Below are 26,966 nucleotides of genomic sequence, written 5' to 3'. Positions count from 1 at the left end.
CGCCGCTGTTTTTACACCAACGAGCAATGACATGGTCATCAAAGCCCAAAGCCCGGCTGGATTTGCCGAAGAGTACATCATCGAATCTATCTGGAATAACCGCTTCGCCCCCGGCACCATACTGCCTGCCGAACGCGAACTGTCAGAGTTGATCGGCGTGACCCGCACCACATTGCGGGAGGTGCTGCAGCGCCTGGCGCGGGATGGCTGGCTGACCATTCAACATGGCAAGCCGACTCGGGTGAACAACTTTTGGGAGACCTCTGGGCTCAACATCCTGGAGACCATAGGTCGGCTCGATCAGGAGAAGTTTCCGGCCCTGATCGACCAGCTGCTCTCCGCCCGCACCAACATCAGTGCCATCTTCTTGCGGGGGGCGGTGAAGAACAATCCGGAGCAGGTGCTGAGCCTGGTGTCCGCTGCGCCGGATCTGGCGGAGCAGCCGGATGAGTTTGCCGAGTTTGATTACCGTCTGTACCACCAGTTGGCCTTTGCCTCCGGCAACCCCATCTATGCCTTGATCCTCAACGGCTTCAAAAGCCTCTACAACCGGGTGGGGCGTATCTATTTTGCCGAGGCCCAGGCGCGCGAGCTCTCCTATGGCTTCTATAAAAAGCTGGGGGAACTGGCGCAGAAGCGGGATGCCGATGCGGTGGTCTATCTGGTGCGGCAATACGGCGCCCAGTCCGGGGTGCTCTGGGCGCGCTTAAAGCAGAAGATGTCCGCCAATCTGGACGAGGTCTGACGCTCCCGGCTAGCCGGTGGCCACATCCAGCGGGGGCGGGCAGCGGCCCAGCAGGCGCAGGCTGCCATCGGCACTCTCTTCCTCCAGGGACACGGCAAAGCCCCACAGGCGATGCAGGTGTTTGAGCACCTGGTCATGACTGTCATCCAGCGGGACCCGCTGATGGGGCACGTAGCGCAGTCTTAGGGTGCGGTCGCCCTTGAGATCCACATCAAACACCTGAATGTTGGGATCCTGGTTGCTCAGGTTGTACTGGGCCGCCAGGTTTTGTCGCAGCTGCCGGTATCCCTCCTCGTTATGGATGGCGCCTATCTTCAGATAGTTGCGCTGATCATCATCCTCAATGGCAAACAGGCGGAAGTCCCGCATCACCTTGGGGCTCAAGAATTGGCTGATGAAGCTCTCGTCCTTGAAGTTCTCCATGGCGAAGTGCAGGGTGTCTAGCCAGGGGGTGCCGGCATAGTCGGGGAACCAGCGTCTGTCCTCCTCGGTGGGGGCCTCGCAGACGCGCCGCAGATCCCGGAACATGGCAAAGCCCAGGGCGTAAGGGTTGATGCCCGAGTAGTAAGGGCTGTTGTAGGCGGGTTGGGCCACCACATTGGTGTGGCTGTGCAGGAACTCCAGGATGAAGCGATCGGTGACCAGTCCCTCATCGTACAGATGATTGAGGATGGTGTAGTGCCAGAAGGTGGCCCAGCCCTCGTTCATCACCTGGGTCTGCCGTTGGGGATAGAAGTACTGGCTGATCTTGCGCACGATGCGGATGATCTCCCGCTGCCAGGACTCCAGCAACGGCGCGTTTTTTTCCACGAAATAGAGCAGGTTCTCCTGGGGTTCCGTCGGGTAACGGCCGCTGGCTTGGTGGGCTTGCGGTTTTTGCGGCAGGGTGCGCCATAGCTCGTTGACCTGGGACTGCAGGTACTCCTCCCGGCGTTTTTGCCGCCGTTTCTCCTGGGCCAGGGAGAGCTTCTGCGGCCGTTTGTAGCGATCCACCCCCTGATTCATCAGGGCATGGCAGGAGTCCAGCAGGGATTCCACCTCATCGATGCCGTACTTCTCCTCACACTCGCTGATGTAATGACGAGCAAAGACCAGGTAGTCGATGATGGAGTCCGCATCGGTCCAGGTCTTGAACAGGTAATTGTTCTTGAAGAAGGAGTTGTGGCCATAGCACGCATGGGCCATCACCAGGGCCTGCATCGGCAGCGTGTTCTCTTCCATCAGGTAGGCGATGCAGGGATTGGAGTTGATGACGATCTCGTAGGCGAGCCCCATCTGACCGCGCTTGTAATTCTGCTCCGTGCTGATGAAGCGTTTGCCGAACGACCAGTGGTGATAGCCGATGGGCATGCCGACACTGGAATAGGCATCCATCATCTGCTCGGCGGTGATCACCTCGATCTGGTTGGGGTAGGTGGCGAGCCGATAGTGGTCGGCGACCCGCTCTATCTCGGCCTGATAGCGATCAAGCAGCTCGAAGGTCCAGTCCGGACCGTCGGGCAGGGGCGTGCGCTGGGTATCCATAACACCTCCTAGGCGGCCTGTTTCTTAAACAGCTGACGAAACACCGGCAGTATGTCATCTGCCTTGCGGATGTTTTCCATGGCAAAGCCACCGAAGCGCTGGGCCAGATGCTCGTACTGGTACCAGAGGCTCTGGTGGGCGCGCTGGCTGATCTCTATGTAGGCGTAGTAGCGCACCAGCGGCAGTATCTGCTCCTCCAGCAGTTGGCGGCACAGGGGGGAGTCATCGGCCCAGTTGTCGCCATCTGAAGCCTGTGCGGCATAGATGTTCCACTGATCCGCCGGGTAGCGGGCCTGCATGATCTCCTGCATCAGCTTGATGGCGCTGGAGACTATGGTGCCGCCGGTTTCCTGGGAGTAGAAGAATTCCTGCTCATCCACCTCCTTGGCCTGGGTGTGGTGGCGGATAAACACCACCTCCACATTCTGGTAGCTGCGCACCAAGAACAGGTAGAGCAGGATATAGAAACGCTTGGCCATCTCCTTGGTGGCCTGGTCCATGGAGCCGGAGACGTCCATCAGGCAGAACATCACCGCCTGGCTGGTGGGCACCTCCCGTTTGACGAAGTTGTTGTAGCGCAGGTCGAAGGTGTCGATGAAGGGCACCTGGCCTATCTTGGCCTTCAAGGCCTGGATCTGCTGATCCAGCCAGGCCAGTTGCACCGCATCGGGTTCCGGCCGCATCAGGGCCTCGTGGCGTTCCTGTTCCAGCTTCACCAGCTCGCGCTTCTTGCCCGCCTGCATGGCCACCCGGCGTGCCAGGGAATTCTGCAGCGAGCGCACTATGTTGATGTTGCTGGGCACCCCGTCGGCGGTGTAGCCGGCCCGGTAGGTCTTCAGCTCCACCAGCTTGCTGGCCTGGGAGGCCTGCAGGTTGGGCAGCTCCAGATCGTCGAACAGGATATCCAGGTATTCATCCCGGGAGAGTTCGAAGACAAAATCGTCCTGGCCTTCCCCCTGGTTGCTGGCTTCCCCCTGACCCGAACCCTGACCACCGCCACTGGGCCGCTCCACCTGCTCGCCGGTGACGAAGCGATCGTTGCCCGGGTGCACTATGTCCTTATGGCCCCCTTTGCCCACGTGAAACTGCGGCTCCAGGATATCCTTGGCCGGGATGCTGACGCTCTCGCCCTGCTCGATATCCTGGATGCTGCGCCGGGACACCGCTTCGGAGACGGCTTTCTTGATCTGCTGCTTGTAGCGGCGGATGAACCGTTGCCGGTTCACCGCACTCTTGTTTTTGCCGTTAAGCCGCCGATCGATGAAATGGGCCATAGCTACTCCTCATGCTGCATACGACCTTAGGCGGACTTGCGTACCCGCAGATACCACTCGGACAGCAGGCGGACCTGCTTGCGGGTGTAGCCCTTCTCCATCATGCGTTCGACGAAGTTCTCGTGCTTCTTCATCTCGTCGGCCGAGGTCTTGGCATTGAAGGAGATGACGGGCAGCAGATCTTCGGTGTTGGAGAACATCTTCTTCTCGATGACGCTGCGCAGCTTCTCGTAGCTGGTCCAGTTGGGGTTGCGACCACTGTTGTTGGCCCGGGCCCGCAGCACGAAGTTGACGATCTCGTTGCGGAAGTCCTTGGGGTTGCTGATGCCGGCCGGCTTCTCGATCTTCTCCAGCTCGCTGTTGAGCGCCCCGCGGTCAAACAGCTGGCCGGTCTCCGGATCCCGGTACTCCTGATCCTGGATCCAGAAGTCCGCGTAGGTGACGTAGCGGTCGAAGATGTTCTGGCCGTATTCGGAGTAGGACTCCAGATAGGCGGTCTGGATCTCCTTGCCGATGAAGTCGATGTAGCGGGGCACCAGGTAGCCCTTGATGAACTCCAGGTACTTGTCGTGGGTCTCCTGCTGGAACTGCTCCCGTTCTATCTGCTGTTCCAGCACGTAGAAGAGGTGCACCGGGTTGGCGGCCACCTCGGCGTGGTCGAAGTTGAACACCCGGGAGAGGATCTTGAAGGCGAAGCGGGTGGAGAGCCCGGTCATGCCTTCGTCCACCCCGGCATAGTCCCGGTATTCCTGATAGGACTTGGCCTTGGGATCCGTGTCCTTGAGGCTCTCGCCGTCATAGACCCGCATCTTGGAGTAGACGCTGGAGTTTTCCGGATCCTTGATGCGGGAGAGCACGCTGAACTGGGCCAGGTAGCTCAGGGTGCCGGGGGCACACTTGGCATTGGACAGCTCGCTGTTTTGCAGCAGCTTCTCGTAGATGTGGATCTCCTCGGAGACCCGCAGGCAGTAGGGCACCTTGACGATATAGACCCGATCAAGGAAGGCCTCGTTATTCTTGTTGTGCTTGAAGTGCTGCCACTCAGACTCGTTGGAGTGGGCCAGTATGATGCCCTCAAACGGCAGGGCTGAGAGCCCTTCGGTGCCGTTGTAGTTGCCCTCCTGGGTGGCGGTCAGCAGCGGGTGCAGCACCTTGATGGGGGCCTTGAACATCTCGACGAACTCCATCATGCCCTGGTTGGCTCGGCACAGGGAGCCGGAATAGGCATAGGCGTCGGCATCGTTCTGGGCAAAGTGCTCCAGCTGGCGGATATCCACCTTGCCCACCAGGGCGGAGATGTCCTGGTTGTTCTCGTCACCTGGCTCCGTCTTGGCGATGGCGATCTGATCCAGGATGGAGGGGTAGACCTTCTCTACCTTGAACTGGCTGATGTCGCCGCCAAATTCATGCAACCGCTTGGCCGCCCAGGGGGACATTATGGTGCGCAGGCAGCGCTTCGGGATGCCGTACTCCTGCTCCAGCAGCTTGCCGTCCTCGTTGAGGTCGAACAGGCAGAAGGGATGATCGTTCACCGGCGAGCCTTGCAGCCGGTAGATGGGCACCTTTTGCATCAGCGCCTTGAGCTTCTCGGCCAGGGAGGACTTGCCGCCCCCCACCGGGCCCAGCAGGTAGAGGATCTGCTTGCGCTCCTCGAGCCCCTGGGCGGCATGCTTGAGGTAGGCCACGATCTGCTCGATGGCCTCTTCCATGCCGTAGAAGTCCTTGAACGCCGGATAGCGGTTGATGATGCGGTTGGAGAAGATGCGGCTCAGGCGCGGATCCAGCGCCGTGTCCACCTGCTCGGGTGTGCCGATGGCCAGCAAGAGGCGCTCGGCCGCCGAGGCGAAACAGCTCTTGTCCTCTTTACAGAGGTCGAGGAATTCCTGCAGGCTGTAGACCTCCTGGCGGGATGCCTCGTAGCGTTGTTGATAATGCTCGAAAATGCCCATGTACCACCCCCAAAAACGTCGTGTTACAACTACCTAATTCGGCTGGCGGAGCCTGATCTGACCCGGCAGGTCCTTGATCAAGCCTAGTCGAGTGACCGGCAAAGCAAAATCCAACATCTCGATTCCTAAGTCTTTTCTGCCAGCTTGTCTAGCGCTTTTATGACTTATTCATCACGCAGTGCCGCCACCGGATCCAGCGCCATGGCACGCCCTGCTGGCAGCAGCCCGGCGGTCAGTCCCACCAGGGCGCTGAAGCCCAGGGCCAGCAGCAGATAGCGGGCTTGCCAGTCCAAGGGTAACCCTGGCCAAAGCACATGCAGGATCAGGGCCAGCATTCCCCACAGCAACAAGCCCAGCATGCCGCCCAACAGGGCCAGCAGCATCGCCTCGGCCAGAAACAGCGCCAGGATCAGGGCCGGCGGAGCGCCCAGGGCCCGCAGCAGACCTATCTCGGTGAGGCGCTCCTGCTGGGCTATGGTCATGATGGTGAATATGCCCACGGCACCGATGAGCAGGGAGACGGTGCCCAGGCTGCCGATGGCCAGACTCAGGATGCGCAGTATCTTGTCCAGGGAGCCCAGCATGTCCTCCTGGGAGTAGAGGGTGAAATCGCGGCGGCCATGGCGCTGGCTCAGGCGTTGGTCGATCTGTGCCAGCCGGGCCTGGGTGGGGATCTGGGCGTCATAGATGATGTCGATCTCCATCAGGCCTTCGCGGTTGAACAGCGCCTGGGCAAGGCCTGCAGGAATGAAGATCATGTCGTCCAGATCGAAGCCGAGAAACTGCCCCTTGGGGGCCATGACCCCCACCACCCGAAAGCGCCGCTCGCCGATCCGCACCTGGGCCCCCAGGGCCGGCCGGTCGGCGAACAGCTCCTGGGCCAGGGTATGGCCCAGCACCGCCAGGGGCCGGGCCTGGCGCTGGGACTCCTTGGGCAGGAAGTGGCCGCGGGCCAGGGTGAAGCGCCAGCCGTCGGCCGCCTCATGGTTGGTGCCCAGTATGCTGGTGTCCCGGCTCAGCCCGGCCGCCTTGACCTGGCCTGTGCCAGAGAGCACGGGGATCACCGCCTGGACATGGGGTTGGTGGCGCAGCAGGTCGCCGTCCTCCAGGGTCAGCGGGCGGCTGCTGGCCAGCAGGCCATTGGGGCTGGCGGGGTTGTCGCTGACCCCGGGGGTGATGGCGATGACCCGGCTGCCAAACTGGGAGAAGCTCTCCAGCAGGTAGCCCCGCAGCCCTTCGCCGATGCCGGTGAGGGTGACCACGGCGGCGATGCCGATGGCGATCCCCAGGGCGCTCAGCAGGGTGCGGCTGCCGCTGCGGGCCAGGGCCTTGAGCACCCAGGACAGCAGATCCCGGGGGCGCATCAGACCCGTCCCCGCAGGCTGGCCACCGCCGGCAGGCGGGCGGCGCGGGCGGCGGGCAGCCAGGCAAACAGCAGGCCGGTGCCCAGGGCACACAGCAGGGCGGCGACCGCCGCCCAGGGGGGAATGAACAGGGGAAAGGCCGGATAGAGCCAGCCGGCCAGGCTCACCAGCCCGTAGCCCAGGGCCAGCCCCAGCAGGCCCCCCAGCCAGGCCAGCAGCAGGGCCTCGGTGAGCAGCAGCTGCAGTATGAGCCGCGCCGGCGCCCCCAGGGCCTTGAGCAGGCCCACCTCGGCGGTGCGCTGCCGGGCGCTGATGAGGCTCAGGTTCATCAGCATGACGCCGGCCACCAGCAGGCTGATGGCGCCGATGCCGGCCACCGCCAGGGTCAGGGTGGTCATGATGTCGCCGAAGGTGGCCAGCAGGGCGTCGGGCTGCAGCAGGGTGACGTCCAGACTGCCCTGGTGGCGCTGGCGCATCAGTTGCTCCAGCCGCTGGGCCAGCGGGGAGAGCGGCTGACCATCCCGGGCCTGGATAAACAGCCGGAACAGCGCCTGGGTGTTGTAAAGGGCCTGGGCACTGCCCACCGGGATCAGCAGGCTGTCGTCCAACTGCCAGCCCAGGTTGCTGCTGGCGCTATGAAACAGGCCCAGCACGCGAAAATGCCGATCATCGATGCGGATCCACTGGCCCAGGGGCGAGGCCTCGCCAAACAGCTCCCGGGCCAGCTGCTGGCCCAGCAGGCAGACCGGGCTGGCCTGGGCGGGGGGCAGCTTGGGCAGGGGCTGGCCGGCCAGCAGGCCCAGTCTGTGGGTCTGCAGAAATTCAGGGGTGGTGCCCAGCACGGGTCTGTGGCGGCTGCGGCTACCCAGGCGGATCTGGCTGTTGCCCACCACCAGGGGCGCCAGGCGGACCCGGGGTAGCTGGCGCGCCAGGAAGGCCATGTCGTCCAGGGTGATGTCGTGCAGGCTGGCGCCCAGGGGGGGCAGGCCGCCGGTGGTCTGCTTGCGCCCCGGCAGCATCACCAGCAGATCCTTGCCCAGGAAGGCAAACTCGGCGGCCACGTAGCGGCGGGCACCTTCCCCCAGGCCGGTGAGCAGCAGCACAGAGCAGACGGCGGCGGCGATGGCCAGCAGCTGTAGGGCGGAGCGGCCCCGATGGCGGATCAGGGCGCCCTGGGCATAGTCCAGGCGGTCGGCTAGGCGCATGGGGCCTCCGCCTGGGGCAGCGGCGCCCTGTCTGCCCGCGAATCGCTCACCAGGCGCCCGTCCGCCATGCGCAGTTGGCGGCCGGCCCGGGCGCCCAGCGCGCCATCATGGGTCACCAGTATGAGGGTGATGCCGGCTTCCTGGTGCAGGCTCTCCAGCAGCGCCATCACCTCCTGACCCGATTGGCTGTCCAGGTTGCCGGTGGGTTCATCGGCCAGCAGTAGGGGGGGGGCCAGGGCCAGGGCCCGGCCGATGGCCACCCGCTGGCGCTGGCCGCCGGAGAGCTGGTGGGGTAGGTGGCGGGCCCGGTCCGTGAGCCCCAGTTTGGCCAGCAGCAGATCGCAGCGGGCGGTGCGGGCCTTGGGGGACCAGCCGGCCAGCACCAGGGGCAGGGCCAGGTTCTCGGCGGCGCTTAAGCGCGGGATCAGATGAAAGGATTGAAACACGAAGCCGATCTGCTCGGCCCGCAGCCGGGCCAGCTGGCGCTCGTTCAGCCGGCCGGTGAGCTGGCCCGCCAGACGGTAGTCACCGCTATCGGGTCTGTCCAGCAGCCCCAGCACGTTGAGCAGGGTGGACTTGCCCGAGCCGGAGGGGCCCATCACCGCCAGGTATTCGCCATGGCCAATCTGCAGGTCCACCGTATCGAGCCCCATGACGGTCTGGCCGCCCAGGGCGAAGCGGCGACTCACGCCGGTCAAGCTGACGAGCGGCGCATCACTCATGCTGGATCTCCACCGCCATGCCCGGCTGGTAGTGCAGCAGCCCGGGCTGTTGCACCAGCCGATCCCCGTCGTCGAGACCCGCCACCACGGCCACCCAGCTCCAGTTGCGCAGCCCCAGGGTCGGCTGCAGCCGCTCCAGCCGGCCCTGGCGGTAACGCAGCACGGCCTCGTCTGCATCCAGCGCCTCCAGGGGCAGGCGCAACACCTGGTCTTGCTGATCCGTGATCACCTCCAGATCGGCACTGTAGCCCACCAACAGCGGCACAGAGGGCAGGGGGGTAAAGTCCGCCTCCACCGCCACGGTGCGGGCCTGCTTCTCCTCGGCCAGCACATAGGGGGCGATGCGCCGCACCCGGGCGGCGAACCGCTGGCCCGGCAGGGCATCGAGCTGGATCCAGGCTCGCTGTCCCACCTGCAGACGGGCGGCATCCACCTCGTCCATGGGGGCGGAGACATACAGGCAGTGATCGTCGATGAGATCCACCACAGGGGGCATGCTGATCCCGGGGGGCGACGGTGTCATGTATTCCCCCAGCTTGCTGTTGATCTTGGCCACCACGCCATCAAAGGGGGCCAGCAGCTGCCGCTGGCTCTGCTGCGCCTCCACCTCCCCCAGGCTGGCCTCATCCACCGCCACCTGACGCCGGGCCACCAGGCAACCCAGCTGTTGGCTTCGCGCCTGGGTGTTCAGCTCATCCAGCTGGGACTGGGCCGCCAGATCGGCCCGGGCCAGCTTGGCCAACCGTTCGGCCTGGCGCTGTGCCAGTTCGGCCTGCAGGCATTGCTGCTGTACCAGCAGGGCATCCCGCGCCAGGGCCTGGGTCAGCCGTTGGTGGCTCTGGGCCAGATCCGCCTGCCACAGGCGCAGCAACGGCGTGCCTCTGGTCACCCTGTCTCCTTCCTTGACATAGATGTCGGTGACCACGCCGCCCTGGGGCAGGCTCAGGCCCGCCCGCTGGCAGGACTCCAGACTGCCCGCCCGGCTGTTGACCACACTGGCGATCACCTCGCCGCGGCTTAGGGTGATCAGGCTGACTTGGGGCAGGCTGGGGCGGCTGAGCCACCAGAGCGACAGGGCGAGCAGGGCAAGCAGGGGCAGGCCGATAAGCAGTGTGCGTTTCATGACGCCTCCTAGGGGTCTCCTTGGAGTGTGGCACTCCCGCCGGGAGCGAGACGGCCAGGGGCCATGCCGTCAGCCGTTTATGTGATCGGTCCGGCGTAGTAAACTGGCGCCCTCGTGTTTTCTGCCTGGATCCCTGGTGGCTTTTTTTCGTTCTCGATGGCGCGCCGGCCTGCTGAGCTGGCGTCGCGCCTCCTGGCCGGCCCGCGTGCGGCGGGTCTTGCTGACTCTGCTGCTATTGTGGTTGCTGTGGCTGACCTGGGTGTTGGTCCAGCTGTGCTGGTATCGCAGCCATACCCCGGGGCCCACGGCCTTCATGCAGGAGCAGCTGAGTCTTCTGCAGGCGGAGCAGCCCAAGGCCCGGCTGCGGCAGCAGTGGCTGCCCTATGGCCAGATCGACCGGGATCTCAAGCGTGCCCTGGTGGTGGCCGAGGATGCCAAGTTTGTCGAACACCACGGCTTTGACTGGGAGGGGATCCAGATCGCCTGGCGCAAGAACCTGGCCAAGGGGCGCATCGTCGCCGGCGGCTCCACCATCTCCCAGCAGCTGGCCAAGAATCTGTTTCTCTCCTCGGCCCGCACCCCCTGGCGCAAACTGAACGAGACCCTGATCACCCTGATGCTGGAGACGGTGCTCTCCAAGCAGCGCATCCTGGAGATCTATCTCAACGTCATCGAATGGGGGGAAGGGGTCTTCGGGGCTGAGGCGGCGGCGCGCCATTATTTCGGCCTCAGTGCCCGCAACCTCTCCGCCAGCCAGGCCGCCTACCTGGCGGCCATGGTCACCCGTCCCCGCTACTACGAGCAGCACCGCCACCATGTCGCCCTGCTGCGCAAGCAGCGCATCCTGCTGGCTCGCCTCTATCAGGTGCGGATCCCCTAAGTCGCCCATCACAGCCACTGGGCCAGCAGCTGGGCCAGGCGGTGGGCCAGCTCGATCTCGTCATCCTGCCACTCGTGGGGCTGGTGCTCCTGGGCCAGCAGCAAGAGCCCCAGGGGCGCCTCGGTCGAGCCGATCCGCTGAGCCAGCAGGGCCTGGATCTGCCGGGGGGCCAGGAAGCTGGCGTTGGCTTCCCGGGTGCGGGGATCGACCCGGGCATGGTGGGCATCCAGGAAGGGCTGGGCCGGCAGGTAGTCGAACAGGGCGGCAAACTGCGCCGGCGTCACGCTGGGCTCCTGGACGTGGCGGTCGCTGGGACGGTGGAAGCTGTGCAGGTTCTCCAGCTGACGGCCGCGATAGCGCCAGACGCTCACCCGATCGAGTTCCAGCAGACGGGCACAGGCCAGGCATACCTGGCGCAGGCGTTCCGCCAGGGGGTGACCGCTCTGCAGCTGGCAGAGGCTCAGCAGATCCAGCTCGCGGCCCAGCCGCGCTTCGCGCTGGCGTTGCCGCTGCCGCAGGCGGTGGGCCTGGTCTCGATTTTCCAGCAGGCCCCACAGGCGGCTGGCCGGCAGCTGGCCGCCTTCCGCCGCCCCTTGCAGTCGCACCCACAGCGGGGTGCCATCCTTCCCCTGCCAGCTCCCCTCGAATTGCCAGGCGTCCCCCTGTTGCCAGGACCGCGCCAGCAGCTGCGCCAGCTGGGCCCCCTCGGCGGCGGACCAGTGGGCCAGCAGACTGGCCAGGTCGGTGACGCCGGCAAACGCCGTCGGCACCGGCGTCAGCCAGTGCCAGCGATCCGCGTCTACCTCCCAGCGCCAGGCCAGCACCCCGGTCTGCTGCAGGGCCCGCGCCAGCTGGCTGCGCTCCTGCATCTGTTGCTGGCAGTCCCGCAGCCAGTGGCTGATGTCCCTGGCCTCCAGCAGCACCCGGCCTGTGCCCTCGGCGGTGTCCGGCAGGGGATGGATCACCAGATCCAGCTGGCGGGCCTCCTGCCCCGGGCTGGGCAGGCTCAGCAGCCTGCGCAGCCGTTGCCCCTGGCGGCGCACCAGCTTGATGCTCTGCTTGAGCTCCCCGGCCAGCTGGGGATCCTGCACCAGGGGCGGCAGGCTCCACAATGGCCGGCCCAACAGGGCGGACTCCGGGCTGCCCAGGGCCTGGCACAGGGCCTGGCTGACACTTAGCAGGTGGCCGTCGGCATCCAGCAGGGCCAACAGGGTCAGGCTGTGCTCCAGCAGCAGTTGCTGACGCTGATCGTGGGCCGCCCTGGCCTGCAGCTGGCGGTGGCGCTGCAGCTCGTCGCTTAGCCGCGGCAGGTAGGGGGCCAGCAGATCGTCGAGGGCCTGGGGCGGTGGCAGGGGACCGCCATGGATCAGGCACAGTAGGCCGATGGGGGTCTGCTGGGCGTCCCGCAGCAGCCAGCCCTGGTAGCTGGCGTCGACGTACTGGCCCAACCGGCGATCCCGGGGAAACTGGCGATACAGGGGGCCATCCAGCCGGCAGCGATCCTGCTCCAGGGTCAGCTGTCCCGGCCCCTTCTCCAGCAGGTAGTCTTCGGCCGGGCAGGGCTCGCCCCCGCGATAGAGGGCCAGGCCATGGGCCACCAGGCGGCCATCCTTGCGCGGCGCCAGGCGGGAGAGGGCCACATAATCCAGCGCCAGCTGGCGGGCCAGACACGCGGTCAGCGCCTCGAACAGGGCCTGATCCTGCACGGTGGCGCAGCTTAGGGCCAACCGCTGGGGCAAGGCGGGATCCATGATGGGGCTCCGGCAGGGTGGGACTACCATGAGTGTGGGCCAGGGCCGCCTGGGGGGGCAAACCGCCGTCGCCTGGATGAGTGGCCCGCGTCGGTGGGATTTGCCTTGGGCTGGGCTGGCCTTTGGTTTAGAATGCCCGGCTGTTTATCCACTCCATCAGACGGTCCCGTTATGCTCCATATCCCCAATTTCGACATCATCATCCGCTGGCTGCAGCAGGGACAGATCCCCCATTACATGTGCGATCAGTGCCATGGCATCCACATGGTGGACGTGCAGTCCCTGGAGGGGGTGCTGGAGAGCCGGCTGTTTGTGGAGAACGAGGGCCTGCTGCTGAGCACCGAGCTGGAGGTGCGCCCCACCGGCCTCTTGCTGCTGGTGTCCGAGCTGGGCCGGCTGAACATGAACTATCCCTCCCTGAAGGTCTTCGTCGACGTGGTGGACGACAACCTGCCGCGTCTGATGGTCTGTGCCAGCGCCTATACCGAGGCCGGCATGACCCCGGAGCAGCTCACCCTGTTTGTGCAACGCACCATAGCCGCCACCCAGCAGCTGATCAGCGAGTGCGAACAGCTGGGAGTGCTGAACCCGGCGGAAGAGGTGCCGGACAACCGCGCCGTTCATTAAACTCGCTGCCATATGGGTCAGGTTCTGTGTTTTTATGCTGCCTTCTGGCGACATACATGAATCATTGGCCGGTAATTTCGTTGAAATCAGCATAACGACTCACTATAGTGCCGCCTCTTTTTAGCGGGTGGGTGTGGGCACTATGCGACAGGATCTGGGGTTGGGGGCGCTGATCGCCCTGGTGTTCAGCTCCATGGTGGGGGCGGGGATCTTCAGCCTGCCCCAGAACATGGCCCAACAGGCCGAGGTGGGCGCCATCGCCCTGGGCTGGCTCATCACCGGGGTCGGCATGCTGGCCCTGGCCTGTGTCTACCAGCGCCTGGCGCTGCGCCGGCCGGATCTGGACGGCGGCATCTTCACCTATGCCCGGGCGGGCTTCGGCGACTTCATCGGCTTCAATGCCGCCTGGGGCTACTGGGTCTGCCAGCTGCTGGCCAACGTCTCCTATGTGGTGGTGCTGTTCAGCGCCCTGAGCTACTTCACCGACCGGCCCGGTCACACCTTACTGGGTGAGGGTAACACCCCCCTGGCCATCGGCCTGGGTTCCGTGCTGGTGTGGGGCGTGCACCTGCTGATCTTGAAAGGCGTGCGCCGCGCCGCCCTGGTCAACCTGGTGGCCACCCTGGCCAAACTCATTCCCCTGCTGGTGCTGTGTGTCGCCCTCTTGCTGGCCTTCCATCTGGACACCTTCCGGCTGGATATCTGGGGGCAACAGGCCCTGGGAGGCGTGCTGGAGCAGGTGACCTCCACCATGAAGGTGACCCTCTGGGTGTTTATCGGTATCGAAGGGGCCGTGGTGGTCTCCGCCCGGGCTCGCCGCCGGCAGGACGTGGGACGGGCCACCCTGATCGCCCTGCTGGGGGCTCTGGCCCTGTATGTGATGGTGAGCCTGTTTGCCCTGGGGGTCATGAGTCAGCCGGAGGTGGCGGCGCTGAAGAACCCGTCCACCGCCGCCATTCTGGCGCAGATCGTCGGGCCCTGGGGCGCCTGGCTCATCAACATCGGCATGGTGATCTCCGTGCTGGGGGCCTTTTTGAGCTGGACTCTGCTGGCCAGCGAGGTGCCCTTCATCGCCGCCCAAAGTGGCCTGTTCCCCCGTTGGTTCAGCCGCCTGAATCAGCACGGCACGCCCAAGCACGGCCTCTGGGCCACCACCCTGCTGGTCCAGCTGTTCCTGCTGGTGATACTGCTGCAGGAGAGCACCTATCTGGCCCTCGTCAACATCACCACCTCCGCCGCCCTGGTGCCCTATTTCTTCTCCGCGGCCTACGGCCTGAAGCTGGCCTGGCAGGACAGGGCCAGATCCCAGGCCTCGGCTCAGGATCTGCTGCTGGGGGCCCTCGCCACCGGCTATGGCCTGTGGCTGGTATATGCCGCCGGGGTGGAGTACCTGCTGCTGGCCACCCTGCTCTATGTGCCGGGCCTGCTGATCCTGCACCTGGCCCGCCGGCAACAGGGCCGGACCTGGGGGCGCGCCGAGGCACAGGGAGGCCTGATCCTCGTGTGTTTGGCGGCCTGGAGTGCCTGGCGCTGGGCACAGGGGCTGCCGGGCTAGGGTTTCGCCCTTGGCCCCAGGCGGGTAAGATGCAGCCTCCATAGGAGGAACCATGCTGCTGAACGCCCTCATCATGTATCTGCTGGCCGGCGCCTGCTCCGGGGTGCTGGCGGGCCTGTTCGGCATCGGGGGCGGGCTCATCGTCGTGCCCCTGCTGCTGGTGGCCTTCCACCTGCAAGGCCTGCCCGAGCTGGTGATCACCCACCTGGCGGTGGGCACCTCCCTGGCCACTATCGTTTTTACTTCCCTAAGCTCGGTGCGGGCCCACCTCAAGAAGACCCAGCTGGACTGGACCCTGGTGCTGCAGATGGCCGTGGGCATGGCCATGGGCGCCTTCCTAGGGGGCGTGGTGGCCGCCGATATCCCCGGCTGGATGCTGCAACGGCTCATCGGCCTGTTCGCCCTGCTCATCGCGGTGCAGATGTGGTTCAACCTGAGCCCGGGCGGGGTGCAGGAGCCAGGCGAGACGACGGCCCGCGCACCGGTGGAGCGGGGGCTGGTGGGCGGTGCCATCGGCCTGCTCTCTGCCCTGTTCGGCATAGGTGGTGGCTCCATTACCGTGCCCTATCTGGCCTGGCGTGGGCTGCGGATGACCAAGGCGGTGGCCACCTCGTCCGCCACCAGCATTCCCATCGCCCTGTTCGGCGCCGCCAGCTACATGCTCAACGGCTGGGGGGAAGAAAGCCTGCCGGCCCACAGCCTGGGGTTTGTCTACTGGCCGGCCCTGCTGGGGGTGATCAGCACCAGCGCCTTCACCAGCAAGCTGGGGGTCTGGCTGGCTCACCGCTTGCCGCCGTTGGCGCTGCGCCGCGCCTTCGCTTTGCTGCAGCTGGGCATCGCCTGCAAGTTTCTGATCTTTAGCTGATTGTTCGTTTTTGGCGCACTTGGTGCGGTCGGCGGGGCAAAAGCATTGCATTCAAGCGATCGGCTGGGTAGACTCCAGCCCGTTGTTATGGGGGCTCTGTTGGTCCTCCCGCATCGGAATCTCTTCGACCTGGTCAGGACCGGAAGGTAGCAGCCAAGGGGAGTCCTTCGAGTGCCGGGATGTGGCTGGCAGAGCCTCCACCATTTCTGCTTTATTTGTCGTTTGAAGCATAAGTTGACATAATTTTAGCAAAAGCTGACATATTCTTGACTCATAAGTTGACATAGCCTAAACCTGTAGGAAAGCAACAACAGGTTGGTGGCATCATGTACCGTCGACACCTGAAACACTCCCGCGTCAAAAATCTCTTCAAGTTCGTCAGCGCCAAGATGCACACTGTATTTACGGTGGAATCCTCCTTGGAGTTCGATGCCTGCTTCCATCTTGAATACTCCCCGTTGGTGAAGCATTTCGAGGCCCAACCTGAGGGTTTCTATTACCAATGCGATGGCAGGCTGTGTCCATATACCCCAGATTTTCGGGTGGTCGATCAGGATGGCTTTGCGAGCTTTCTCGAAGTCAAACCCGCAGAAAAGGTTGCTGATCAAGATTTCTTACTGCGCTTTCCGCTTAAGCAACAAAGGGCTCTAGAGCTATCCTCTCCGTTGAAACTGGTGACCGAAAAACAGATACGGATAAATCCAATATTGGGGAATCTTAAGCTATTACATCGTTACTCCGGATTTCAGAGTTTTACTCCTCTGCATATGCAGCTTCTTAAATTAGTAGAAGATCTTGGTCATGTATCTTTATCCACGGTGTCAGGAACAATGTCTGTGCCTCCCGAGGAAGTATTTGCATCGGCTTTGTCGCTCTTGGCCAGTGGTCTTATCGATAGCGATTTGACTTCTCGGGAAATTGATTTATCCAGTGTCGTGTGGGTTCGTTAATGGCCGACAAACCTATCGTTGACCCATCGACGGGTACTCCATTTGCCGATGAGTTTTTATCTGTTGAGCCAAACAATATAGCCTTATCTGTCGATAAGGCTAGTAATGTGGTTGCATCTAGTGCCGATAGTTTTTCTGAGGAGCTAAAGACTGAGGCCATGCATAGGCTGTCTTATATTAAATGGGTTGATGAGCACTTAGATGGTGGTTGGACAGGGAAAAATCTAAAACCCCTGCTTGATGAGGCAGCAGAAGTGTTGCCACCTCCGGTGCCAAATTGGCGGACACTTGTCCGATGGCGCAAGCGGTTTATCCAAAATGGTAATAAGCTCATATCACTTATTCCAAAGCATCAAGATAAAGGGAACACCAAGAGCCGGTTGTCACCAAGTGATGAGGTTTTTTTTGAACAGGCCGTGAACTCTTTTTTGGTCGGTGAGCAACCATCCATTGCTAGTGCTTATCAAGCCTACCGTGATGCTGTTGAATTGGAGAATTTTGACGTTGTTGATAATCCGATAAAGGTCATTACCTATAATGGCTTTTACAATCGAATCAAGAAATTGCCAGCTTATGAAGTGATGTTCCGAAGGAAAGGCTCATATCGTGCGAATGTCGAGTTTAAGGCCATCGGTAGCCACAAGCGTCCAACCCGAATTCTGGAGCGAGTCGAAATTGATCATACGCCTCTGGATCTAATCCTGCTGGATGATGAGCACTCGATTCCATTGGGGCGTCCTACATTGACAATGTTGATTGATGCATACAGTCATTGCATTGTGGGCTTCTACCTAGGTTTCAAGCAGCCTGGCTATGAACCTGTGCGCAATGCGCTTCTTAACGCCATCTCGCCGAAGGACTATGTCCGGTCAACGTATCCGGATATCGAACATGATTGGCCTTGTTATGGAAAACCAGAGACCTTGGTCGTTGATAATGGTGTCGAGTTCTGGAGCGCCAGCCTTGAACAGGCCTGTCTGGAGTTGGGTATCAATATCCAATATAACCCAGTTAGAAAACCATGGCTGAAACCACAGATTGAACGGTTTTTTGGCACCATCAATAAGAAATTACTGGATGCCATTCCTGGGAAGACATTCTCAAACATATTGAAACGCGCAGATTATAATTCGCAAAAAGACGCGGTAATGCATTTCTCTGCTTTCTTAGAAATATTGCATCGTTGGATCATCGATGTGTATCATTACGAGGCTGACGCGAGGCATAGATACATTCCAATCCGGTTGTGGGAAGCAGGGTACCAACTTACCCCTCCTGCTAGGATCATTGACGCCGATCTAACCATGTTGGAAGTTATATTGAGCATTACGCTCACTTGTACTCACAGACGTGGTGGAATACAACGCTATCATCTGCGATACGATTCTGACGAATTGGCCGCCTATCGTATGCATTACCCTGAGAGTTTAAACGGTAAACGGCAGGTCAGAGTAAAACTCAATCCGAGAGATATCTCTTATATTTATGTGGCCATTGATGAGAACGGACGGTATATCCGTGTTCCATGTGTCGATGCTGAGGGTTACACAGAAGGGTTGAGCCTGCAGGAGCACTTGATTAACGTCAAGTTACAAAAATTGATTACTGACACCCAAGTTGATGTTGTTAGCCTATCCAAAGCCAGAGATAGCATCCGGCAAAGAATAAATGATGAGTTTTCCACTGTTCCAAAATCGCTCAGAAAACGCACCATCAATGGTGCTCATAAAATAGCCAGATATATGGATGTTGGCAGCCATAGTGATTCCTTGCCGATAGTAGAGATAGGCTCGTCAACCAGAACCGTTGCTCCCTCAGAACCTCATAATCCTAAGGAACCAGAACTCGACGATGACTGGAATGATTTTACTGCTGGATTGGAGCCCTACTAATGGATCTTTCCAGAGAGGATGCGAATAGGCTACGCGCATTTATAGAGTGTTATGTTGAGACGCCGCTATTGCGGTCTATCCAGCAGGACTTTGATCGACTGCGTTTTAACAAACAATTTGCTGGTGAGCCGCAATGCATGCTGTTAACTGGAGATGCCGGGACTGGCAAGTCGTCTCTTCTCCGTCACTACATGGCCAAGTTCCCGGGACAGGTTGGCCACGGTTTTATTCGTAAGCCCCTGCTTATAAGTCGGATCCCGAGTAAACCAACCCTGGAATCAACCATGGTTGAGCTGCTTAAAGACCTTGGCCAGTGGGGGAGCGAATATCGTCGTAACAAGAGTTCCGCAGAGAGTCTGACCGAGGCCTTGATCAAGTGCCTGGTACGCTGCGAAACCGAGCTGATCATCATTGACGAATTTCAGGAGCTGATTGAGAACAAGACCCGGGAAAAGCGTAACCAGATTGCCAATCGGCTCAAGTACATCAGTGAAACCGCCCAGATTCCCATTGCTCTTGTCGGTATGCCCTGGGCCGTCAAGATTGCCGAAGAACCACAATGGGCGTCTCGACTGCTGATCCGCCGATCACTACCATATTTCAAACTCTCAGAGGATCCGGAGAATTTCGTTCGGTTTGTTATGGGGCTCGCCAAGCGGATGCCATTTGCCAAAGAGCCTAAGCTGGAGTCTAAACATACAATTTTTGCCTTGTTTGCCAGCTGTCAGGGCAGTACCAGGGCACTCAAGCACTTGCTGGACGAGTCGGTAAAGCAGGCTTTGGCTGTGCATGCTGAGACGCTCCTGCATGAGCACATCGCCGTTGCGTTTGCGATCTTTCATCCGGAGTTACCCAATCCTTTTTTGCAACCCATTGGCGACATCAAGACCTGTGAGGTTCAACAATACTCGCGGTATGAAATTTCACCATCCGGTAAGGATGAGTTGCTGATCCCACTGCAATTTACCGACAAGCTCCCCATTAGCCAGCTACTCAAAAAGCGATAGCGTGACCAGCGGCTTGTTAATACAGCAAAACTAAGCATTGCTTAGTACCTTAATCCGTATAAGACTAAGAGAATCTTAGCTACCTGATCCTCAGCTAGCAGATACCCCATGACAAACCCATTACCCATCAGACTCAAAGCTGCACGCAAGGCGGCAGGTCTGACGCAACAGCAACTTGGGATGCGATTAGGTATGGAGCAGAGCACGGCTAGCGCCCGAATGAACCAGTACGAAAAAGGCAAGCACGCCCCTGACTACCAGACGATGCAACGCATCGCCCAAGAGCTGGGTTTTCCGGTGGCTTATTTCTACTGTGATGATGACTTGTTGGCTGAACTTCTTTGCGCACTGGCCAAATTGCCGAAAGAAAGGCAGCAAGAGATGTTACTGCAACTTTCGGCACCAAAGGAATGATAAGGTCAGAGCTGGATTCAGGTTCCGCTTAAATAGACCCCTGCCATGCCATCTAGTCTCTCTTTAATCTGTTCCCAGCCCGGCATGATTTGCCCCATCAGTCGGTAGAATCGTTCACTGTGGTTATGTTCGGCTATATGGCAAAGCTCATGCAGGATCACATAGTCGATACACTCACGGGACGCTTTCACCAGGTGAGGATTCAGCGTGATACGACCATTTGGCGAGCAGCTTCCCCACTGGGTTCGCATCGTCAGAATGCGAATTGGCGGCCGCTCGCTGACCCAGAGCGTCTGTTCAAGCAACGCCTCGAGTCTGCGACTAAACACCTCTTTCGCACGCGCCTTGTACCACTCATGCAGCAAAGAACAAACAAGCTCTGGCGCATACTGTCGAACCGAGACATGTAACTGACCGCCCAGCAATTTCACCTGCTGCTTTTGCGTGGCCGATTCTGTCACCTTGAGCAGATACTGCTTACCGAGGTAATAGCAACTCTCGCCACTGACATAGCGTGGGGCCAGAACATGCTCATTGAGAGAACGGAAATAGCGTAACTGCTGGTAGATCCAGCGAGCGCGCTTTTTCAGTGCCTCCAGTACCTCGTGTTGCGACACATTGGCCCCAGCCTGAACCTCGATACGACAATCCGGATGAACCAGGATCCGCACTCGCCCCGTGTTCGTGTTACGACTGACTCGCTCAACGTCGATCCGCTCATCCCCATAACTAAAACTCAGCCGTTCACCCTGCTCGGCAGCTTGATAAGGTGTTGAACAATCAATCGCAGCATTCATCAGCATTTCCCCACTCATTCCGCATGCTGATTTAGACCGACGCGGGTGATCTGAATCACCATCTCGACGATCTTCTTAGCCTGATCCATGCCACCCCCTATGGCTTTGCACTCGGTAAACATCCTGGGTAGCAGCTTCTTGCGGATATCGGCCTCGATATTTTGTGGATTGATGGAGTGTTCGGCGACCGACATCTCGACACAGCCATCAATTTCGAACGCAAGTTTGACCCACTTATCCTGAACCTGCTGATCCACAATGCTGAAAACTTCCGGCAGAATTTTTTTGAACACACCGTAGTAAGCTTGCGCATGTCGATGTCCAGCAAAGGCTTCGGGTATCTCGTCCAATTGGCGCTTTTGTACCTGCTGCTCAAACTCATGAAATAGCAGGTACTGCTTGAGCGGATGGTCAAACAGCTTTTCAGCTTCTTCAATGGCCTGACGCAACAGCTTGGAAAAAGCCTCCTGTGCGTAGGGGTCGTCGCCTAGCTCCTGCTCAATCATCCGGGTGACCCGGGTCTTGATGATATCCGTCTCGTTGCGGGTCTTGTCTTCGTTCCATTCATCCGGCTTTTGTGTTTGTCCCATCTTGCCAACTTCGTAGACACCTTCTGGATCCCGCACTTCAACACCGACAACATGCTTGTTGAGCAGTTTTTTCACCTGCTCGGCATATTCGTCATAGTCGATGCTTTCACCTGCATCCTGACGCACCAACTGCCGCAAGCTGGAGAGTTGTTTGACAGTCTCTTTGTAGTGCTGCCGATCCGCATCCGAGAAGCTCTTGTCTGCAAAGAAGGTGCTCGATTGCAACGCCACCTTCAGGCAACTGGCGAAAGCACTCAGCGCCTCGTAGAAGTCTTCGCGGATCTTCAGGTGCACATCAACCAGCTCACCATTGCGATCCTCAGTCTTGGGAACCAGAACCTGCCGCAGCTGTTCGATGTCTTTCTTGTTTTTGACGCCATCGAAGATGGCCCAGAGCATCTTATAGAGATGAGGCAGACGCTTGTACTCGGTACTCATCTGCTCGTAGAGGCCGGCGATATCGTTGATGTCATAGCCCCCCTGAGTACGGGACGCCAGATCCTGATACTTGGCTATCGTGGTATCCAGTTCGCTGAGGATGCCCCGGTAGTCGATGAGCAGACCAAACTGCTTCTTCGGGTGCAGTCGGTTCACGCGGGCAATGGCCTGGATCAGGTTATGCCCCTTGAGTGGCTTGTCGATATAGAGCACTGCATTCTTCGGCTCATCGAAACCGGTCAGCAGTTTATCCACCACGATAAGCAGTTTCAGGCTCGGATCTTTGTCAAAACGCTCGATGATCTGCTTGGTATAGATCTGTTCATCCTGATTGCCGACATGTTCATTCCACCACTTTTGCACCTCGGGCATGGCGGCTTCATCAACCTCGGTATTGCCTTCACGGGAATCGGGCGCGCTTATCACCACCGCGCTTTCAAACAATCCCGCTTCATCCAGATACTGCTTGTACTTGATAGCCGAGGCTTTGCTGTCGCAAGCCAGTTGCCCTTTGAGCTCATCATCGATGTTTTTGACAAAATGGTTGGCAATATCCAGCGCAATCAGCCGGATCCGATCCTCGGCACTGTAGATCTGCCCCTTCTTGGCAAACTTGCGCTTGAGATCGGCTTTTTGTTCTTCGTTCAGCCCTTCGGTGATCCGATCAAACCAGCTGTCGATGGCCCGCTCGTTCACATCCAGATCCGGAATGCGCTCTTCATAGAGCAGCGGGGTAACGGCTCTGTCTTCTACCGCACGTTGCATGGTATAGGCATGCACGATAGGGCCGAATTTGTTGGTGGTCTTGTCGTCTTTTAGCAAGGGGGTGCCGGTAAAGGCCACAAATGCCGCCTTGGGCAGGGCCTGCTTCATACGGATATGGTTTTCGCCACCCTGGCTGCGATGCCCCTCGTCGATCAACACAATAAGATCTGGGCTGTCGTTGCTACATTCCGGCAGCTTGGTCGCGCTGTTGAACTTCTGGATCAACGAAAAAATAATCCGCTCATTGCCATGACCTATCTGCTCGGCCAGCCGTTTGCCTGAGGTGGCCATGGCGGCTTCGCGATCCTTCTTGCTCGCCAGCTCACCGCCTGAGGCAAAGGTCGCGCTAAGCTGACTTTCCAGATCGACCCGATCGGTCACCACGATAATCCGACAGGCTTTCAGCGACTCATGCAGGATCAGCGCCTTGCTCAAAAACACCATGGTGAAGGATTTGCCGGAGCCCGTGGTATGCCAGATCACGCCCCCTTCACGCCCTCCTTGTGGGTTGCGTGTATCGATGCGCTCGATCAGTCGCTTGATGCCAAACACCTGCTGATAGCGGGCGACTATCTTGCCCGCCTTCTTGTCAAACAAGGTGAAATAGCGGGTCAGCTCCAGCAGACGGGCAGGGGAGAGGAGGCTTATCAGCAATCTGTCCTGACCGGTCACCGCCAATTTTCCCGATGAGATCAGATCTTGATACCAGATCCGGTCCGTGGCCTTACGGTGATCAAACAGCGCAGCCATCTGCTGCGCCGAGAGGTGACGATTCTTCAGGGCCAACATCTGGGGGGCGGCAATATCCTCCTCGCGCCAGGCGGCCCAGAACTTGGTTGGCGTCAGGCAAGTACCATAGCGGCCATCCGAGCCATTGATGGAGAGCAGCAACTGACTGTACGCAAAAAGCTGCGGGATCTCGTCGTGCCGCTGATTGCGCAGGCTTTGCGAGATGCCTTCATCGATGGTCGGTCCTTTTTTGGCCCCCTGTCCTGAGTGGCCGTCAGGGCGTTTTGCTTCGATAACAACCAGCGGAATGCCGTTGACGAAGCAGACGATGTCCGGTCGCCGTGCATCGACGCCGCCTGAGCGCAGTACGCTGAACTCTTCGGTAAAGACAAAGCTGTTATTTTCCGGCTGTTGCCAGTCAATCAGGGCAATGGTCGGATTGACCTTCTTGCCATCGACAAACTCGGTGACGGAAATGCCCAGCAGCAGGTGGTTATAGAGCCGTTCGTTGGCCCGCAGCAGCCCTTCGTTCAGCGCTGGCGAACAAATTTCGGCGACCAGGTTATCGAGGCTCTTCTCCGATAACTCATGCTCACGCCCGGCATAGGGAAAGCGGCGTTTGGCCAGTTGCGCGCGTAATACATCACGCAGCACCACCTCGCCCAGCTTGCCACCACGCGCCGCTAGCGCCTGCTCCGGAGGCAGGAAGGTCCAGCCCAGGTTGCTTAACAACGCCAGCGCGGGGATCTTGGCGCTGTACTCTTCCTGGAATTTTGGGGTGCCTATCATGCCATCCTGTCCTCGTCGTTCGTGTTTACCCGCTGCTGAAACTCAATCAGCTCATGGACTGAGCTCGTCACCGGGTTATAGACCCACTCATGATCAAAATGCGTCTTGAGTCGTTGGCTCATATAGGCCGAACCCACCACCAAAGAGTAAAAACGGTTGCCATTGCCTCGTTGCGTTTCGATCTGTGCCAGCGTTTCTTGAGGTAAATCATTCATGATGAAATCCGACAGCATCAACAGATCCGCCTTCTGATAGGCATCCTTTTTCATAACGTTTAATGCGTGATCCAGGGCTGGCGTAGCATCGGTACCACCATAAAATGACATTTTCAGAAAATCCATGATGGCCGCCATGCCCAACTTGCCTGAGAGATCCAGCGTCTGAATGCGGGTGGAAAAGTTAATCAGATAGCAGGGGCGCTCTTCCTCACGCGCCTTGGCTGCCATAAACAGCGTTACCGCCTTGGCAATTGTCTCTGGCGCACCAGACATAGAGGCACTGGTGTCCACGCACAGCACCATGGGGCCACGCATTTCTTGCTCTTCAACGGTGCGATCGATTTCCTGCTCGATACGGCGTTGCTGGGTCTGGAGGCCCGCCATGTCAAAACACATCAACCGGGATTCAACAAATTTAAGGTCAAACAGCAACGCGGTCTCGGCATTCGCCAAGAGTGCCTTCTCACTGGGCAGTACATGCTCCAGATCCCGCCCCAGCCGAATACCGACTATCTCTTCCCGCGAATTGATATCCGGCAACGGGATATCCACGCAATGCGAGATCTTTACCCGCTCAATTTTTTCCGACAGCTCAATTTGCCGCACTTTGCCCAGCAAGTCACAGAGGGCACGAACCCCGGCATCCTTGGCCAGATAAGCGGCCCAGCGCTGAAACTGTGCCCAGTCCTGCTCGGATAGTTGCCCTTCTGACAGGTCAAATAGCAAACCAAGATCAAGCCCCAGCACCTCGCAGAGCGGCCACACCTGCTGCAGCGCCGCCAGAATCTTCTCCAACTGCTCCAACAGTTGCTTGCGCCGCGCAGCGATCAGCGCCAATTCCCACTCCTGACGCGCCTTATCCAGCACCTGTTGCCATTGTGCTGCCAGTAATTGACTCGTAACTTGCAAATCTTTGGCTGTTTTGTCCGCATCCCGCTCCTGGCTGCTTGTTAACTGTGTCTGCCAAAAGGCTTGGTTGGGCGGATGCTTTGTCGCCTTGCACAGCGCCCCAAACGCCTTGATGCCTTGTTCGAGATGTGACTTGTTGTGGGCACCGGCCAATCTCTGCTGCCGCCAGTCGTCCAGTTCTTGTTGCTGAGCAGCCAGTGGAAAATCTCGCGCCAAGACTTCTTTCGTTTCGGTTAGCCACTGCTTGAAACGCTGCTGCATCTGCTCAGCCAGTGCCGATGAAGCAGAGAGCAAAGTCTCATACTGAGCAAAGAGTTGCTGCTGCGTCTGGTCAGCAATCGAGTCAAAGGTGTTTATTGACATAAGGCTTCCAGCCGTTCGCAATCCTTAATCCGCATTTTCAGACGCTCAATTTGCTCGGTAATACCCTGAATGGCGATGGCGCTTTTTTCGCCAGCAACAAACAACGAGGCTAGTTTGGTTTCATATCCCTGATGCTGACTCTCCACCTTGTTTAGTATCGTCAGCAACTGCTCCCTGATATCTGATACGGATTTGGCTAATGAGGTGATTAATCGCTCATTGACATCCGTCTTTTTATCACCCTTATGAAATAAAATAGTTGGTTTAAAGAAAAGTGTGTCATTGCTATGGCAATGGGAGATCTTGCAAACACCTTGCCCATCAAACTCACATGTGATTTTGTCAAGTTCATTTCCATTCAGGTGCAACGGATGAAACTTGTCTTTCTTTTTGATATTGCCAAGGGGGATAAGTAAGTTCACATTTCTAGGGGTGTACCCACCCTCATCGAAAACGCCGTTAAAAGTGAAAACTTCTATACCATTTACTTTTTCTGTCTTGTAGATGTCCGCAGAACAAAAAAGCTCTTTATTGATCTCTTTATCCAGCGCCTCTTTTTCTCTATCGATTTGCGCCAGATTGATTCCGCTATCAAAGCCGGTCTCTTTGACGGCCTGTTCGACAATGGCGCTCACCGCCTCGCGGTTTTGCTCCTGGGTCCATAGGCAATGGCGCAGCAACAGGGCATCGCTGTGGTTGGTTTCGCTACGGCCATTGAAGAACGCGGCGGCCTTCATCAGGATGGCGGCACGTTGCCAGCGTCGATCAGAGACATACACCTGCAACTCCGCATAGTGCTCAGCCAGGGCTTCGCGGATCAGGTGAATAATTGTTAGCGTTTCGACCGATAACTGCACCGTATGCAATTGATCCTGCCAGTGACTCCACTCTTCGGGCTTCACCACTAGATCCGCAGCAATAGCCACCTCGGCCGCAGTCGGACGGCTGCTGAGCAGGCGATCGAAATGGGCGGTCTGCTCAATGGGGCCGGCCATCAGGCGGACAATAAACCGGTCGTAGAGCGCATCCAGCCCCTGATTGGCCTCTGGCGTTTCATTGGAAGCGGCAATCAAAGCCTTCAGTGGCGCCGGTTCAATCGATTCACCATTGCGAAAAATCCGCTCGTTAATCAGCGTCAGCAAGGTATTGAGGATCGCCGGGCTGGATTTCCAAATCTCATCCAGAAACGCAAACTCGGCCTTCGGCAAGTAGTTCTGGGTCTTGCGCAGATACTGATCTTCCTTGAGCGCCTTGATGGAGACAGGCCCGAACACATCTTCCGGGGTACTGAACCGGTTCATCAGGTATTCAAAGTACGCCGGTTTAGCAAAGGCGCAGGCAATGCGTCGCGAGATCAGGCTCTTGGCGGTACCGGGCGGGCCATAGAGAAAGGTATTCTGGCCGCATAACGCCCCCAACAGCGCCACTGCGATAATCTCTTCGCGTTCATACATGCCATCACTAACGACGCTAATCAGTTTTTCCATCCGTGGTTGTAAGTTCATTGTTATCCCTGCGATT

General features: G+C 59.2%; 21 protein-coding genes and 1 other RNA gene. 10 read left to right on the top strand and 12 right to left on the bottom strand.

The features are described 5' to 3' along the window. Window positions 1–31 precede the first annotated feature (31 nt). The gene (gene fadR / locus ABHF91_RS09260; RefSeq protein WP_409420020.1) at window positions 32–745 is read left to right on the top strand and encodes a fatty acid metabolism transcriptional regulator FadR; all 714 of its coding nucleotides are present in this window, start codon (window positions 32–34) and stop codon (window positions 743–745) included. 9 nt (window positions 746–754) lie between these two features. Here the strand turns inward: fadR and ABHF91_RS09255 are convergent, their stop codons facing one another. The 7 genes from ABHF91_RS09255 to ABHF91_RS09225 form a co-directional block, all read right to left on the bottom strand. Next, window positions 755–2,269, bottom strand: coding sequence for a SpoVR family protein (locus ABHF91_RS09255; protein ID WP_409420019.1), 1,515 nt, complete (start codon window positions 2,267–2,269; stop codon window positions 755–757). Between the two features lie 8 nt (window positions 2,270–2,277). Continuing rightward, on the bottom strand, window positions 2,278–3,543 hold the full coding sequence (locus tag ABHF91_RS09250; RefSeq protein WP_409420018.1) for a YeaH/YhbH family protein: 1,266 nt from the start codon (window positions 3,541–3,543) through the stop codon (window positions 2,278–2,280). A 26-nt stretch (window positions 3,544–3,569) separates the two neighbouring features. Then, entirely contained in the window at window positions 3,570–5,492 is a 1,923-nt protein-coding gene (locus tag ABHF91_RS09245; RefSeq protein WP_409420017.1) for a PrkA family serine protein kinase, read from the bottom strand. 164 nt (window positions 5,493–5,656) lie between these two features. Then, window positions 5,657–6,856 (bottom strand): ABC transporter permease, encoded by a 1,200-nt coding sequence (locus ABHF91_RS09240; RefSeq protein WP_409420016.1) that lies wholly within the window; start codon window positions 6,854–6,856, stop codon window positions 5,657–5,659. After that, window positions 6,856–8,061, bottom strand: coding sequence for an ABC transporter permease (locus tag ABHF91_RS09235; protein ID WP_409420015.1), 1,206 nt, complete (start codon window positions 8,059–8,061; stop codon window positions 6,856–6,858). Before ABHF91_RS09235 ends, ABHF91_RS09240 begins: the two co-directional genes overlap by 1 nt. Beyond that, on the bottom strand, window positions 8,052–8,783 hold the full coding sequence (locus ABHF91_RS09230; protein ID WP_409420014.1) for an ABC transporter ATP-binding protein: 732 nt from the start codon (window positions 8,781–8,783) through the stop codon (window positions 8,052–8,054). The genes ABHF91_RS09235 and ABHF91_RS09230 overlap by 10 nt, the downstream gene beginning before the upstream one ends. Beyond that, window positions 8,776–9,906 carry an efflux RND transporter periplasmic adaptor subunit gene (locus ABHF91_RS09225; protein ID WP_409420013.1) on the bottom strand — a complete coding sequence of 377 codons (1,131 nt, stop codon included), beginning with the start codon at window positions 9,904–9,906 and terminating at the stop codon, window positions 8,776–8,778. The genes ABHF91_RS09230 and ABHF91_RS09225 overlap by 8 nt, the downstream gene beginning before the upstream one ends. A 136-nt stretch (window positions 9,907–10,042) precedes the next feature. Here ABHF91_RS09225 and mtgA point away from each other — a divergent pair, with 136 nt between their 5' ends. Further along, window positions 10,043–10,786 (top strand): monofunctional biosynthetic peptidoglycan transglycosylase, encoded by a 744-nt coding sequence (mtgA, locus tag ABHF91_RS09220; RefSeq protein ID WP_409420012.1) that lies wholly within the window; start codon window positions 10,043–10,045, stop codon window positions 10,784–10,786. An 8-nt stretch (window positions 10,787–10,794) separates the two neighbouring features. On the opposite strand, the gene ABHF91_RS09215 is transcribed toward mtgA, so the two are convergent. After that, window positions 10,795–12,537 carry a GAF domain-containing protein gene (locus tag ABHF91_RS09215; RefSeq protein WP_409420011.1) on the bottom strand — a complete coding sequence of 581 codons (1,743 nt, stop codon included), beginning with the start codon at window positions 12,535–12,537 and terminating at the stop codon, window positions 10,795–10,797. A gap of 171 nt (window positions 12,538–12,708) precedes the next feature. Here ABHF91_RS09215 and ABHF91_RS09210 point away from each other — a divergent pair, with 171 nt between their 5' ends. The 8 genes from ABHF91_RS09210 to ABHF91_RS09175 all read left to right on the top strand — a co-directional run bounded on the left by ABHF91_RS09210 (window position 12,709) and on the right by ABHF91_RS09175 (window position 19,847). Further along, on the top strand, window positions 12,709–13,164 hold the full coding sequence (locus ABHF91_RS09210; RefSeq protein ID WP_409420010.1) for a YbjN domain-containing protein: 456 nt from the start codon (window positions 12,709–12,711) through the stop codon (window positions 13,162–13,164). A gap of 142 nt (window positions 13,165–13,306) precedes the next feature. Beyond that, complete coding sequence (locus ABHF91_RS09205) at window positions 13,307–14,719, top strand: basic amino acid/polyamine antiporter (protein WP_409420009.1); 1,413 nt, start codon at window positions 13,307–13,309, stop codon at window positions 14,717–14,719. A 52-nt stretch (window positions 14,720–14,771) separates the two neighbouring features. Further along, on the top strand, window positions 14,772–15,584 hold the full coding sequence (locus tag ABHF91_RS09200) for a sulfite exporter TauE/SafE family protein (RefSeq protein WP_409420008.1): 813 nt from the start codon (window positions 14,772–14,774) through the stop codon (window positions 15,582–15,584). A 97-nt stretch (window positions 15,585–15,681) separates the two neighbouring features. After that, an RNA gene (ffs, locus tag ABHF91_RS09195) (signal recognition particle sRNA small type) lies at window positions 15,682–15,778 on the top strand. A gap of 132 nt (window positions 15,779–15,910) precedes the next feature. After that, window positions 15,911–16,534, top strand: a complete 624-nt coding sequence (locus ABHF91_RS09190) for a hypothetical protein (RefSeq protein WP_409420007.1) — start codon at window positions 15,911–15,913, stop codon at window positions 16,532–16,534. After that, on the top strand, window positions 16,534–18,426 hold the full coding sequence (locus ABHF91_RS09185) for a Mu transposase C-terminal domain-containing protein (protein WP_409420006.1): 1,893 nt from the start codon (window positions 16,534–16,536) through the stop codon (window positions 18,424–18,426). Before ABHF91_RS09190 ends, ABHF91_RS09185 begins: the two co-directional genes overlap by 1 nt. Then, complete coding sequence (locus tag ABHF91_RS09180) at window positions 18,426–19,433, top strand: TniB family NTP-binding protein (RefSeq protein ID WP_409420005.1); 1,008 nt, start codon at window positions 18,426–18,428, stop codon at window positions 19,431–19,433. Before ABHF91_RS09185 ends, ABHF91_RS09180 begins: the two co-directional genes overlap by 1 nt. Before the next feature lie 108 nt (window positions 19,434–19,541). Then, window positions 19,542–19,847 (top strand): helix-turn-helix domain-containing protein, encoded by a 306-nt coding sequence (locus tag ABHF91_RS09175; protein WP_409420004.1) that lies wholly within the window; start codon window positions 19,542–19,544, stop codon window positions 19,845–19,847. 17 nt (window positions 19,848–19,864) lie between these two features. Here the strand turns inward: ABHF91_RS09175 and ABHF91_RS09170 are convergent, their stop codons facing one another. From ABHF91_RS09170 to ABHF91_RS09155, 4 genes are read right to left on the bottom strand one after another with little or no spacing between them, the layout of a single operon-like run. After that, complete coding sequence (locus ABHF91_RS09170) at window positions 19,865–20,650, bottom strand: M48 family metallopeptidase (RefSeq protein WP_409420003.1); 786 nt, start codon at window positions 20,648–20,650, stop codon at window positions 19,865–19,867. An 8-nt stretch (window positions 20,651–20,658) separates the two neighbouring features. Next, the gene (locus tag ABHF91_RS09165; protein ID WP_409420002.1) at window positions 20,659–23,955 is read right to left on the bottom strand and encodes a type I restriction endonuclease subunit R; all 3,297 of its coding nucleotides are present in this window, start codon (window positions 23,953–23,955) and stop codon (window positions 20,659–20,661) included. Next, window positions 23,952–25,445: a VWA domain-containing protein gene (locus tag ABHF91_RS09160; RefSeq protein ID WP_409420001.1), complete on the bottom strand. Its 1,494-nt coding sequence runs from the start codon at window positions 25,443–25,445 to the stop codon at window positions 23,952–23,954. Before ABHF91_RS09160 ends, ABHF91_RS09165 begins: the two co-directional genes overlap by 4 nt. Further along, complete coding sequence (locus ABHF91_RS09155; RefSeq protein ID WP_409420000.1) at window positions 25,436–26,932, bottom strand: AAA family ATPase; 1,497 nt, start codon at window positions 26,930–26,932, stop codon at window positions 25,436–25,438. The genes ABHF91_RS09160 and ABHF91_RS09155 overlap by 10 nt, the downstream gene beginning before the upstream one ends. Between the last annotated feature and the right edge of the window lie 34 nt (window positions 26,933–26,966).

The sequence above is a fragment of the Pseudaeromonas aegiceratis genome (assembly GCF_046254905.1).
GTDB lineage: Bacteria > Pseudomonadota > Gammaproteobacteria > Enterobacterales > Aeromonadaceae > Pseudaeromonas > Pseudaeromonas aegiceratis.
Note: the sequence above shows the minus strand (reverse complement) of the source record. Positions and strands in the feature narration are given on the sequence as shown.